Genomic DNA, 11,817 nt, shown 5'->3' on the forward strand with positions numbered 1-11,817 from the left:
CTTGCTATAACGGTCTGTTGGAAACCACTGTTAATTTTACGTTGGTCTCCTGGTCTGTCACTTTTAAGACCTTTACCCCGTACCACAAGTTAGGATACATTATCAACAATTCCTCTGGAAAGTAATTCTCCATCAGAAACTGACCATATGTAACAATGTCATTGTTCATATTATCACATATGGATTTGCATATAGTCAGCGCGATTTTTTCGGATTGCTCTTTATCTATAGTATAATAATATAAAATTTCATTCTTTTGTATCTCATACGATACTGGACGGATATTTTGTAATGTCCGCACCGCTATCAATTTTGGATAGCTTGATGTGCTGAACACGTCAAACAATTCCTCCCGTAATTTTTTCTGATTCATAAGAATCTTTAACTCACGTTCCGTTTTGATTCTTATTTTCTCTTTTTTCAGATATTTCTGGTGTGCCTGTTTGCACCAGTCTTTCAAGCAAATAAGCAGTGGGAGCAAAAATTCTTTTATCTTTTGTAGATAGATTTTTAATGATTCATTACTCATAAAATATATCCTCCTTGCCATTTTTGGCTTTGAACATATTGAAACGCAAGCGGATTATCGACATATACAATGTCAATGCGCCATATGCCCTTAGATTCCTCTACCCTGTCTATATACAGAGGTTCTACAATATCATAAATTGTAGAGCCGCCCATATATGGACGGAGTATCTTGTCGCTGGGGAGGATGCAGTATTGAAGATACTGTTGCATAATTTCCCTTGTTTCTTCTAAGGAATATTTTTCTGGCAGTATATCAAAAGAATGGAACGCAAAACGCAATATAGTTATCCCATCTTTTTCTATCAGATTTACTGGTATCTCTGTAGGGGATTCCCACGGATATATTCCGAACAATCTGGAATAGTACGAGGCTGTACTCCAGCCTGCATGTAGAATATGCAGATACTCTATTTTATCTTTAGTTAATTTTTTTGCGTTGCTTTTCATAGCGTTTTTCCTTTCTACTATAATGATGGGGGAGGGGGGTGCAGTATCCCCCATCATCGGGTTAATAGTTACTTAAAAATCTACTTCGTTTTGGACTTTATACTCAAAGTCCAGTGCAGAGCCGGAAACTCCACTTATTGGATAGTCACTGTTGCTCTTCCCCTTCATGGCAAAGGCCTTTAGCTTAAGCCCAGAAAATGTAACAGTTACTGTCACATCATCTGAAAGGGCATCGTTTAGGGCGGTGACTTTTGCCGCATGTTCCTTTCCGACCTTGATCTTGATAATATCCCCATGATTTGCACAGCAGTGCAAACTATAGGAATCAATATCCTTTCCCCATGTGCCCTCATCAAGGCGGACACGGTTCACAGAGGTTTCTACAACCTCCATGTCTTTTTTGCCTGCGGTTGTGTTGACATTCGCTAATGTCAACCTTAAGTTTTTCAACTTCATAAGTGCTCCTTTCTTGCACCCCTTGATTTGATTGTAGCAAACGAAAAGTTATCATTTGATGAAGCAAACAGGATATCCGTTGTGGGGGATATCCTGCTTGTTTTTACTTTTTTATTCAATTAGATTCAAAGCGATTGTACGTATTCTGGCTTTGAAATTACTTGCGCTTTTGTTTTTGGCTGTTTTCTCGCATAAAACTTCATCTAAAATATCTTGCAATTTTAAAGCGCCTTTTAGTGGTTCTTTACCTACAACATAATTATTTATGTCGCAATAATATTCTACAATAATGTCACCGCACAATGCATCTTTTTCGGGAAATTCAGAAACCCATTCTTTTACCAGCGCAGACCATTCATCAAACTCAAATTCGATACGGGCTTTGCGCTCATTTAGGTTTTTTAATTTCTCCTTCCTTTGCTCATCCCAAATTCTGGTCATGTCTTTAACTTCTTGTATTCGATTGACAGTATCCCAGTATGATTGCTTCAATCCCTCTAATAAGTCCAGCGTATGGTATCCAATTATTGGATTTGACAAGGCGGTCTGATTCATGGTAGAATCAGTGTTGACAGTTACATTTTTCAAATCTTGTTTTTTCATAGTTTGTATCTCCTTTTCTTGAAATTTTTTAAAGATACAAACTCATACCAAGTAGGTCTGCAAACACGTCTGTTCACTGGGGAAATGCATACAGAAAAATTTACGAATTTATTGAAAAATTTTTAGGGTTTGGGATGCATAGAGATAGAAAAATCAAAAGAACTCATTAAAAAGCACTTATTTACAAATTGTGCATAAGTAATGCATACAGATTTTAAAATGAATGTATACCCCCATTTAAGCAGGAAAATTACAGATTGTCTATTTTTTAACGAAAAAAGGATGCTCCTAAGCAGATAGGAATATCCTTTTTCTGATTTATGAAGTTACAATTAGGGAATACAGATACAGGATATGGGGGCTAGGTGTATCTGGCAGAAAGGTTGATAGATGGGGAGGGAGGGGGGTATAGATACAAAAATATAAGGAGGACTGGTAATACTTGCAGTCCTCCCCTAAAGCCGCTTCGCTCTGGATTGCCAGTGTAGGCTCGTGACGCTCCGCACTTCGTTCGCCCTGCTCACTGCGTTGCTTTGCTTCTCGCCCACACTTTGGCAATCTTTTTAGTTTGTACATTCAAAGTGTTTTATTTTGTATGATTACCTCGTGTACACTCAAAGTCTCTCATTTCATCTATACATATCACATGTTTACCTTTGCATTTTCTGCATGTGCATAAGAAATACTTTTTGTTTTTAAATGCTCCTACGTATTGACAATTTTTATACTTTGGATGTGGTATATATCCTTTTTTAAAATTTGTATAGTTTTTATGATATACTATTGTTCCATCTTCAAATTGAACATCTATATCATGGGAGTTTATGTATTTTACTAATTCCATTTCTAAACCGTTTAGAGATATATTTCTTTCCCCTAATCTGATAGAAGCATAATCTATAGTTTTTTTGTTTCTATAATACTCTATAATTTGTTCATCTGTTAAGTCGGAATGTTTGGCTCTGAATTTATATGCTTTGCTACAGTCAATATTATTATCCCTACATTTTTTCGCAAAAGAATTATTCATTAATCTGTAACCTCGTCTCTTTGTATTTTATCTATAATTGCATTTAGTATATCATCCACAAATAAATCTAACAATATGTTTTATATTTCTAAGTGCTTGATTTTTGGCACAAAAAAAGGTTGATACAATGTATCAGTATCAACCTTGTTAATGGGTTATGTAGATCTACATAGGTTGTAGGATTTACTTTTATTCGAACTGCAACTCTCCACAACCTGCTAACAAGAACAGACTTGTTGTTATGAATAATACTAATGTAAATAATTTCTTATGTTTCATGTTGTTCTCCTTGTATTACATGTTTACTCAAGTGATACTTCGTCTAGTATGTGCTATCAGCTCAATATTACTCGAATTCTACTTCTATACCACTGCCAGAGCCCGCTCCACCGGATACGGGGAGGTCTGAGAACATTCCACCTTGCTCACCAAAACCTACGCTGCCTGGGTCACTTCCACCAGAGGGCTGGCCTCCGCTAGAACCTCCATTTGAGGCTGGGGGTTGGGTAGTGCTACCGTTGCCTCCACTGTTATTGGTGTTGGTGGATTGCTGGGGTTGGGGCTTGGTTCGGGAGACTAGCTTGGCACTGACCATTTGGGTACTGCCATCCTCGGTTTTGAGGACTAACCACTCCTTGTCTCCATCAGCTACTTTTCCATTACATACTATCTCTTGTGCATAGGATAAACTCCCTACTTTGTCATAGTCTGTTCCGGGACCTCCTCGGAGATTACAATTAGTCGTAGCATACATTGTAACTTCATCCATTGGAATTATTGTGTAACCTAAATCTGGCTCTGGTTCCGGTTCCGGCTCAGCTATAGGCTCTGGCTCTGGTTCCGGCTCCGGTTCTGGTTCAACTATAGGCTCTGGTTCTGGTATTTCTGTTTCTTCTGGTTCTTGTATTTCTACTGCTTCAGCTATAACAGGCTCCTCTTTTTTTCCACAACCAGAAATTAGCATACTAGCAATCATTAAAGATAAAATGATAGTAATTATTTTGTTTTTCATATCACGATTTTCCTTTCATTTGTTCTACAAATCTATTTTACTACAATATTTATTGTAGCATATAGCACATATATGTGCAATATTCATTTTCTGGCTGTTCATTCATAATAGTAGTAGGATGCGAGAAAGGCAGTTGCTACTTATGATTGATTACAGCCCGTTATGGGAGACCATGAAAAGGAAAGAAATCACACAATATAAGCTGATAAAAGATAAAGTGTTGGACAACAGGGTATTAGATACCCTGCGGAAAAACAACAACATCACCATGTTGACGCTTGAAAAATTGTGCCATGCTTTGGACTGTACCCCTAACGATATTGTAAGATTTCCAACTGATGAATAGCTTGCGTGCGGCGGCTCTGGGTTTCTGCCGCCAAAATTGAAACATGCTCGCTATGGCTCGCTCAATTTTGGAACGAATCCACATTCTGGCAGGTGACGGAAAAATTGTCTATATCACGGAAAAGATGCGATACAGATAATTTTCCCTGTTTTCGCAAGTTGGGAGAGTGCTTCTAAAACCTTTTGCTATATATTTAAGTATTGAAAATTTTTACATCAAATATTAAAAGCACAATCAAGGGATATGCCAGTAAAATGCTTCTGGACATATCCCCTTCCCTATTATGTTGTGGCTCCGTCCGTTGTGTAAAGGTGTCCGGGTTGTATTTTTTATCCCGAAAAGAATGGATAAAAAATCTCCACCCCCAAGTCTGGCACCTTGACACACTGTTTTTTTAGATAAAGATATTGATTTTATAAATCTTTATCCATCTTTATCTATGTTATATAAATATATAAATATTAGATAAAAATGATTGACAGAACTAATTTTTTATGATAGTATAATCAAGCGTCACGAAAGGATGTAGCTAAGGTGGAGTGCTGGTTGATTACACTTGTGATTACACTGGCATGGAGGATGCTAAAAGCGCCTTTCTACCTAAGTTTATTTGAGTGGGCTGGGGTTCGATTCCCATCACCCGCTTGTGCTCCGCACTTAGCGAGATATTTTTGAGCTTAGTAGATGTGATGCTCTGTTTGTGTTCGTAGCTCAGCTGGATAGAGCAACGGCCTTCTAAGCCGTGGGTCGGGGGTTCGAATCCCTTCGAGCACATGCGCCAGTACTTGGCATTATGGTGGGTATAGCGCAGTTGGTTAGCGCGCCAGATTGTGGCTCTGGAGGCCAAGGGTTCGAATCCCTTTATCCACCCTTGCGAAAGCAATTTTGGGCTATCGCCAAGCGGTAAGGCACAGGACTTTGACTCCTGCACTCGCTGGTTCAAATCCAGCTAGCCCAGTCAGGGCATGCAAGACAGTCCTGTATCCCGAATATATGGAGCATTAGCTCAGTCGGTAGAGCACTTGACTTTTAATCAAGTTGTCCGGGGTTCGAATCCCCGATGCTTCATGGAGAGGCCGTAAGCAACGGTGGTTGACTTGCGGTCTCAATTTTTTTGTACAAGCGGATATGGCGGAATTGGCAGACGCGCTGGATTTAGGTTCCAGTGGGCGACCGTGCAGGTTCGAGTCCTGTTATCCGCATCTGGAAAAGAAATTGGAAAGAGCCTTCTGTAAGACGGAAGGCTCTTTTCTGAATAAGTATGTTCATTAACAGAAAATGAAGGAAAAGTGTATGCGGATAGAAGGAAAGACAAGAAAGATTCTGTTGGCAGTTTTGATTTTGGGGGCATTTCTGTTTCTTGCTGAGCATCTGTTTTGCGACCGGTGGGGGCTGTAGCAGTATGATTTCATGTGGTCTAAGTGGCAGTTAGACTCCGAAGAATGGGTTGTTGACAAGATTATAGATGCCAGAATCAATGGGATTGGCAATTATAATGGTATGATGGTGGAGTATCAGCAGCAGATAGGCTTTGCAGGCATGCTTTTTTCTGCAGTAGATAAGCTGGCAGCTCCTCACGCAAGCTTCACAGATCCAATTCCCAAGGATGTGATGTGTGGCCTTAATGTGGTGATATTCTCCGTTCTGTTTTTCATCCTCTTGTATTGGCTGTACCGGGAATTTGGTTTTTGGACTGCCGGAATTGTCTATGCAACCCTGCTTTTTACAAATTGGACCGGATATAGTACAAGAAACATTTACTGGGTAACCTGGACCATGATTTTGCCCATGATTGTACTTCTGATACTGATGATGTGGGAGGAACGCCATAGCAGAATGAAAAACGGATGGCTTTTCCTGTTATCTTGTCTGACCATTTTTCTGCGCAGCGCCTGCGGCTATGAATTTATCAGTTGCGTTATGGTAGCATTGGAGCTGCCGCTCATCTATTATGCAATAAAGCAGGCATGGGGATGGAGGATGTATTTAAAGCGAGCTTTTATTGCGGGAGCAGGGGCAATAATAGGCTTTGCAGGAGCGCTTTTTGTTAACCTGGCTTTAATGGCAGGGCTGCGGGGGTGGAAGGATGCGGTAGATTATATGGTTTTTATCAGTGCCCGGCGCACTGGCTATGTGACGCTGAATAGCTTTGATTCAGATGTGCTGAAGGCATTTGATGTACCGCTTTTAGATGTGTTTAAAATGTACTGGATGGGAGATTGGGATGTACCGCTTTTTGGAAACTGGCATTTGAGCTTTTTGATTCCTCTGTTTTTTGTACCTGCCGCTGTCATGCTGGTGCTCATGTTGATTCAGGAGAAAAATCGTCGGAAAATTACAGGCTTACGGTTCCGGATGGAACCAGATGAGCGGAAAACATTCGGACTGATTCTGGTAATGATTGTATCTCTGCTTGGGCCGGTATCCTGGCTGGTATTAGCAAAGGGACATGCTGTACATCATCCTCACATTGATTATGTAATTTTTTGTCTTCCGTTTACCATGATAGGATTTGCGTCTACGGCACAGATAATAAAATGCTGGGTGGAGCAGGCGGTGAAATATGCTAAGGAAAAGAAGTAAATATTTGATTTATGCGCTCATGGGTGCAGCAGCTTTTCTGGTAATTTATGGGACGGATGCTCTTCATGTAACTTTTGACTGGTGGATTCTGAACGGATATGTGGAGGATGATATTATTCAGCACTATGCCGGATGGATGGCTTTTCGGGCGTCCGACTGGAGCTTTCCCCTGGGGCTGGCAGGAAATCTGGGATATCCGGAGGGAGTTGTGATCTCTTTTACAGATTCCATTCCCCTTGTGTCTATAGCTTTTAAATGCTTGTCCGGAATTCTTCCTGAGACTTTTCAGTTTTTTGGCTTGTATGTGCTGTTTTGCTTTATGATGCAGGGGCTATGTGCAGGCTGCCTTATGGAGCTCTTTACAGAAAAGCAATGGGGAATTTATGGATCCGTAGTTTTGTTTGTGTTTTCTCCCATTCTTATTGAGCGTGCTTTTCGCCATACAGCTCTGGCTTCTCAATGGCTGATTTTGACGGCGCTGTATTTTTACTTTCGATCTCGAAAAAGCGGAAAGTTGCCATGGGGATTTTTGCCCTTACAGGTTCTTGGGGTAGGACTGCATCCTTATTTTGTACCTATGATATGCGGAATTTTGGCGGCGTGGGCGCTGGAGCGTCTGGTGCAGAGAAGATGGGCAGAATGGAAAGAGACAGCAGCTTTTCTGGCGGGAAATCTCTTTGTGCTTTTTTTGGCAGGATATGTAATTGGGGTGTTTGGAAACGGAGTATCAGGGACTGCTGAAGGGTTTGGATATTACTCCATGAATCTGAATGCTCTTTGGAATCCCAAGAGTCTGGGAGTGGATGGCTGGTCTTCTGTTCTGCCCATACTGGAGCAGAAGGCAGGCAATTATGACGGCTTTAATTATCTGGGACTTGGTGTGCTGCTTTTTGGAGTATTAGGGATCGGGAAAATGATGATAAGCCTGAAACGGGAAAAGAGGTTCGGAAAATTTTGCAAGAGCTATATAGGCTTGATTCTGTTTTCGATTTTTTGTGTGCTGTTTGCATGGAGCAATGTAATTACATTTAACGGAACAACACTTTTTACTATTCCCCTGCCGGAAATGGTTCAGCGGCTTTGTTCCGTTTTCCGTGCCAGCGGCCGGATGTTCTGGCCGGTCTATGAGCTTTTGTTCCTTTTGGCTTGTCTTACAGCAATCCGGTTTCGGGGCAGGGCGGGAATGGCAGCTTTGTCAGCTCTTTTAGTTGTTCAGGTTTTTGACTTGCTGCCGGCATTAAACCAAAAGCATGGCTCCATTGATGAGAATCATATGGAGGCAGGAAGCTATAGAGCAGATTTTTTCCTGTCAGAGGATTGGAGTCAGGTGTTGGATGCATATGACCGGACGGAACTGCTTAATTATCACCATGACTACAGTCTGGCGGCACTTTTTATGAAACATCAGGTAAAATCCAATATTCTTCCGGCTAATCGGGGAGATTTTGAGAAGGCCAAAGAACGCTGCAGAGAAATGACTCTCCAGCTTTATCAGGGACAGAAAATGGAAGAAGGAGTTCTGTATCTGGTCAGAGACTCTGTTTTGGCAGAACAGCTTTCCTGGAATCTGAACGAGGATTTGGCAGCATACGATCTGGGAGGATATATAGCCTTTGGAGAGCAAAGGGCGGATTTGGCAGTGAAGGAAGCTGTTTTTTCCCGGAAACCAGGGAAGTTTGCTGCCATCGAGGAAGGCAGTACAGATTGGTTATACTTAAGAAAGGCTGAGGAAGATGAAATTCTGCTTCCGGCTACAGAGGTTCTGGAATGGGAGCTGTCTCAGGCAGAGGGGCTGAAGCTGGGTGATGAGACAGTGAAGATAGCAGGAATTGAACGATATTCCAATGAAAATATTCGGGACTACTTTTATATAAAATGTGAGGGAAATGTAGATTTGGAAGAGTGGGAGCATGCGGCAGAGATAGAGATTGTTTACACAGATTAGAGAAGGGAGCAGCATATGAAAACAGCTTTAGTAGGATATACAGGATTTGTAGGGTCTAATTTGTTATCCGCATATGAGTTTACAGATCTTTATCATTCAAAAAATATTGAGCAGGCTTATGGCACCAGGCCGGATCTGTTGATTTATGCCGGTGTCAGGGCAGAGAAATTTTTGGCAAATCAGGAGCCGGAGAGGGATCTGCAGACGGTAAAGGAGGCATTTTCCAATATACAAAAGATTTGTCCAAGGAAGCTTGTCTTGATATCTACGATTGATGTATATAAAACGCCGGTCTTAGTAGATGAAAACGCTGCAATTGATACAGAGGGTCTGCAGCCTTATGGCAGGCATCGCTGCCTGCTGGAGCAATGGGTACGTGAAGCGTATCAGGATGCGCTGATTCTCAGGCTTCCCGGACTGTATGGAAAGAATATTAAAAAGAATTTTATTTACGACTTTATTCATATGATTCCTTCCATGCTGAGAGAAGAAAAGTATCTGGAGCTGCAGGCAGGGGGCAGCTTTTTGGATTCTTATTATGAAAAACAGGACAATGGCTTCTATAAATGCCGGCCTCTTGCGGCCGGAGAGGAAGAGGAACTAAAGAATTGGTTTCGCTCGGCTGGCTTTTCTGCACTGAATTTTACAGACAGCCGCAGTGTATTTCAGTTTTATCCCTTGTCTATGCTGTGGGAGCATCTGAAGAAAGCATTGGAGCTTGAACTCCCCGTAGTGAACCTGGCTACGGAACCAATAGAGACAGGTGAGCTTTATTACAGTCTGACCGGAGAGAGCTTTGTAAATGAGATTGCTCAGACTCCCGCACACTATGACTATCGAAGTCTTTATGCCCAAATGTTGGGGGGAGAAGGGGGTTATCTGCTGAAAAAGGATTTTGTTATGAAAGATATAAAAAGATTTGTGTACAGATAAAGGAGATGTTAAAAGGCAGCAAAGCAGGAGTACGGAAAGTTTAAATATGGCAGGAGCTTACGGATTGTAAGCCCCTGCCATATTTTTAAATAATATTTTTAATAAATCGGAGTTTCCTTTAAAAAAACTGATTTTTGTAGGCGTCTTCTGCCCCTTGGGATAGGCCCGTGTTACCGGAACTTCGCAGGTACGCAGCCCAAGCTGTGAGGCACGTACGGACAGGTAAGCAAGCAATTCATATCCCATAAAGATATCCCGAAAGGGCTGCACCTTAGGATGCTTCAGGTAGGTGCGTGAATAGGCGCGGAAGGCATTGGTGGTATCTGTAAAACGTCTGCGGGCAGTAAGAGAGATGACAGGGGCGTGGAGCAGTACGACGGAAATATGCCGGATCAGGGGGGTACGGACGGCACGTCCGCCTTTGATAAAGCGAGACCCCTGTACAAAATCATAGCCCTGCTCCAATTTCTCCAAAAACCGGGGAATATCTTCAATGCTGTCTTTGTTGTTACCGTCTATGGTTAGAATTCCCTTGTAGCCGCGCTCAAGAGCCCACCACAGCCCCATACGAAGCTGTGCACCCTGCTTTCCGGCATCCTCCTTGACCAGAAGTGTATTTACCCCGAGAGAGCGAAGAAGACCTTCGTCAGTAGAACCGTCAGTGGAGCCGCCGTCACAGAGGATAATATCTGTAAGCTTCGGAATGCCGTATCTTTTTGCCCGTTTCAACTCTTTTTGAATCCTGCCATTTTCATTAATAATCGGGATACAGACACAATAGTCAGACTGCTTTGGAGAAAACTCTGCAGCTTGAAAGCGGGGAACGCCATGCTGCTTTTCATAAATCATAAGAATACCTCTTTTCAAAAGTGAATTACTCTCAAGAACTTACTGTTCTCAGATTCGTGAGAATGTTCAAGTGACAGAAATTAGAACAGGCTGCGGATCCAGGTCATGATTTCCAAAAGCTTTTCCTGAGAATCCAAACGTCCCATTTCAATGGACAGGTATCCCTGCCAGTTTTTTTCCTGCCATGCATTCCGGATAAACTCTATCAGCCTGCTGTAGACATCCGTGTGGTCTTTTGTGAGACAGGTAAGCCCGGGTTCACTGATATGGATGTGCCCAATCAGAGGAAGCCATGAGGGAAAATCCTCCAGCGGCTCTTGATTTTCCAGAATTGTTCCAAGATCCAGATTAACAGCGATTCCCTTGCGGGCAGCAGGATCGGAAAGGGATGAGCGCATGTGCCGAACCAGGGAACATGCCTGATCGGTAGTGTTGATAAAGTTTGTATGGTAGAGAGGAGGATTGGCTTCTATGGAAAAAACAGTATGGTGTCTGGCGGCATAAACGGCTGTTTCCTGAAAAAATTCAAGAACAGGCTCTATGGCTGCATGCTCAGGCCGCTGCCGATTTTTTGGACAGCCAAATACCAGATTAGGGCATCCCATAGCACTGGCAAAATCAATGGCCTGTTTACTGTAGTCCAACAGCTTCCTTCTGTCTTTGGAAGTGCCGAAAAGGGACTCTGTGCGTCCGTACCAGATGGATTGCATAGAGCAGACGGAAAGTCCATAGTTTTCCTTTAACTGATATGCAAATTCACGGGCTTCCTCTAAGTGTTCGTAGGGGCGCTCAGGGAAGATGCGTGTGGGAGCAATTTCCAATCCTGCATAGCCAAGACTTTGCATGGCAGAATAAAGAAATGTATCTTGCTTTGAATCCCAGGCAATATTAGAAATAGACAAATTCATGGAAAGAACTCCTTTTCATGTAATGCTTTCCGCTCAAAATGAACGGTTTGCGTTCATTAGGAGTAGAAATTATACACATACTACCATTTTTTCGTTGAATATTCAACATTCAAATGGTATGCTTAAATGGATTATTATTCAAAATAATGTTAAAGCTGATAAAGGTGTGAATTG

12 protein-coding genes and 5 tRNA genes are annotated in these 11,817 nt (G+C 42.0%); 9 read left to right on the forward strand and 8 right to left on the reverse strand.

Going from position 1 to position 11,817, the window contains the following annotated elements:
- Positions 1–4 precede the first annotated feature (4 nt).
- The 6 genes from VSQ61_RS06765 to VSQ61_RS06790 all read right to left on the reverse strand — a co-directional run bounded on the left by VSQ61_RS06765 (position 5) and on the right by VSQ61_RS06790 (position 4,079).
- Positions 5–529: a hypothetical protein gene (locus VSQ61_RS06765; RefSeq protein WP_334343684.1), complete on the reverse strand. Its 525-nt coding sequence runs from the start codon at positions 527–529 to the stop codon at positions 5–7.
- Complete coding sequence (locus VSQ61_RS06770; RefSeq protein ID WP_334343685.1) at positions 526–978, reverse strand: hypothetical protein; 453 nt, start codon at positions 976–978, stop codon at positions 526–528. The genes VSQ61_RS06765 and VSQ61_RS06770 overlap by 4 nt, the downstream gene beginning before the upstream one ends.
- 72 nt (positions 979–1,050) lie before the next feature.
- Positions 1,051–1,434 carry a hypothetical protein gene (locus VSQ61_RS06775; RefSeq protein WP_334343686.1) on the reverse strand — a complete coding sequence of 128 codons (384 nt, stop codon included), beginning with the start codon at positions 1,432–1,434 and terminating at the stop codon, positions 1,051–1,053.
- A gap of 111 nt (positions 1,435–1,545) precedes the next feature.
- Positions 1,546–2,037, reverse strand: a complete 492-nt coding sequence (locus VSQ61_RS06780) for a hypothetical protein (protein ID WP_334343687.1) — start codon at positions 2,035–2,037, stop codon at positions 1,546–1,548.
- Positions 2,038–2,623: 586 nt separating this feature from the next.
- Positions 2,624–3,067 (reverse strand): hypothetical protein, encoded by a 444-nt coding sequence (locus tag VSQ61_RS06785; RefSeq protein ID WP_334343688.1) that lies wholly within the window; start codon positions 3,065–3,067, stop codon positions 2,624–2,626.
- Between the two features lie 346 nt (positions 3,068–3,413).
- Positions 3,414–4,079: an SH3 domain-containing protein gene (locus tag VSQ61_RS06790; RefSeq protein WP_334343689.1), complete on the reverse strand. Its 666-nt coding sequence runs from the start codon at positions 4,077–4,079 to the stop codon at positions 3,414–3,416.
- A gap of 142 nt (positions 4,080–4,221) precedes the next feature.
- Here VSQ61_RS06790 and VSQ61_RS06795 point away from each other — a divergent pair, with 142 nt between their 5' ends.
- The 9 genes from VSQ61_RS06795 to VSQ61_RS06835 all read left to right on the forward strand — a co-directional run bounded on the left by VSQ61_RS06795 (position 4,222) and on the right by VSQ61_RS06835 (position 9,886).
- Positions 4,222–4,425, forward strand: a complete 204-nt coding sequence (locus VSQ61_RS06795) for a helix-turn-helix domain-containing protein (RefSeq protein ID WP_334343690.1) — start codon at positions 4,222–4,224, stop codon at positions 4,423–4,425.
- Between the two features lie 700 nt (positions 4,426–5,125).
- A tRNA-Arg gene (locus VSQ61_RS06800) sits at positions 5,126–5,199 on the forward strand.
- Positions 5,200–5,221: 22 nt separating this feature from the next.
- Positions 5,222–5,295, forward strand: a tRNA-His gene (locus VSQ61_RS06805).
- A gap of 16 nt (positions 5,296–5,311) precedes the next feature.
- A tRNA-Gln gene (locus VSQ61_RS06810) sits at positions 5,312–5,383 on the forward strand.
- A 37-nt stretch (positions 5,384–5,420) separates the two neighbouring features.
- Positions 5,421–5,493 (forward strand) — tRNA-Lys (locus tag VSQ61_RS06815).
- 54 nt (positions 5,494–5,547) lie between these two features.
- Positions 5,548–5,627: transfer RNA gene (locus tag VSQ61_RS06820), tRNA-Leu, on the forward strand.
- Positions 5,628–5,835: 208 nt separating this feature from the next.
- The gene (locus tag VSQ61_RS06825; protein ID WP_334343691.1) at positions 5,836–7,008 is read left to right on the forward strand and encodes a hypothetical protein; all 1,173 of its coding nucleotides are present in this window, start codon (positions 5,836–5,838) and stop codon (positions 7,006–7,008) included.
- Positions 6,989–8,953, forward strand: coding sequence for a DUF6311 domain-containing protein (locus tag VSQ61_RS06830; RefSeq protein WP_334343692.1), 1,965 nt, complete (start codon positions 6,989–6,991; stop codon positions 8,951–8,953). Before VSQ61_RS06825 ends, VSQ61_RS06830 begins: the two co-directional genes overlap by 20 nt.
- 15 nt (positions 8,954–8,968) lie before the next feature.
- Positions 8,969–9,886: a sugar nucleotide-binding protein gene (locus VSQ61_RS06835; protein WP_334343693.1), complete on the forward strand. Its 918-nt coding sequence runs from the start codon at positions 8,969–8,971 to the stop codon at positions 9,884–9,886.
- A gap of 57 nt (positions 9,887–9,943) precedes the next feature.
- Here VSQ61_RS06835 and VSQ61_RS06840 read toward each other — a convergent pair whose 3' ends face one another.
- Positions 9,944–10,735: a glycosyltransferase family 2 protein gene (locus tag VSQ61_RS06840; RefSeq protein WP_334343694.1), complete on the reverse strand. Its 792-nt coding sequence runs from the start codon at positions 10,733–10,735 to the stop codon at positions 9,944–9,946.
- Between the two features lie 80 nt (positions 10,736–10,815).
- The gene (locus tag VSQ61_RS06845) at positions 10,816–11,643 is read right to left on the reverse strand and encodes a sugar phosphate isomerase/epimerase family protein (protein ID WP_334343695.1); all 828 of its coding nucleotides are present in this window, start codon (positions 11,641–11,643) and stop codon (positions 10,816–10,818) included.
- Between the last annotated feature and the right edge of the window lie 174 nt (positions 11,644–11,817).

The organism is Candidatus Merdisoma sp. JLR.KK006 (assembly GCF_036941035.1).
GTDB lineage: Bacteria > Bacillota > Clostridia > Lachnospirales > Lachnospiraceae > Laedolimicola.

Coding starts and splice junctions, on each gene's coding strand:
- VSQ61_RS06765 (WP_334343684.1), bottom strand. CDS start 529: ATGAGTAATGAATCATTAAAAATCTATCTACAAAAGATAAAAGAATTT.
- VSQ61_RS06770 (WP_334343685.1), bottom strand. CDS start 978: ATGAAAAGCAACGCAAAAAAATTAACTAAAGATAAAATAGAGTATCTG.
- VSQ61_RS06775 (WP_334343686.1), bottom strand. CDS start 1,434: ATGAAGTTGAAAAACTTAAGGTTGACATTAGCGAATGTCAACACAACC.
- VSQ61_RS06780 (WP_334343687.1), bottom strand. CDS start 2,037: ATGAAAAAACAAGATTTGAAAAATGTAACTGTCAACACTGATTCTACC.
- VSQ61_RS06785 (WP_334343688.1), bottom strand. CDS start 3,067: ATGAATAATTCTTTTGCGAAAAAATGTAGGGATAATAATATTGACTGT.
- VSQ61_RS06790 (WP_334343689.1), bottom strand. CDS start 4,079: ATGAAAAACAAAATAATTACTATCATTTTATCTTTAATGATTGCTAGT.
- VSQ61_RS06795 (WP_334343690.1), top strand. CDS start 4,222: ATGATTGATTACAGCCCGTTATGGGAGACCATGAAAAGGAAAGAAATC.
- VSQ61_RS06825 (WP_334343691.1), top strand. CDS start 5,836: ATGTGGTCTAAGTGGCAGTTAGACTCCGAAGAATGGGTTGTTGACAAG.
- VSQ61_RS06830 (WP_334343692.1), top strand. CDS start 6,989: ATGCTAAGGAAAAGAAGTAAATATTTGATTTATGCGCTCATGGGTGCA.
- VSQ61_RS06835 (WP_334343693.1), top strand. CDS start 8,969: ATGAAAACAGCTTTAGTAGGATATACAGGATTTGTAGGGTCTAATTTG.
- VSQ61_RS06840 (WP_334343694.1), bottom strand. CDS start 10,735: ATGATTTATGAAAAGCAGCATGGCGTTCCCCGCTTTCAAGCTGCAGAG.
- VSQ61_RS06845 (WP_334343695.1), bottom strand. CDS start 11,643: ATGAATTTGTCTATTTCTAATATTGCCTGGGATTCAAAGCAAGATACA.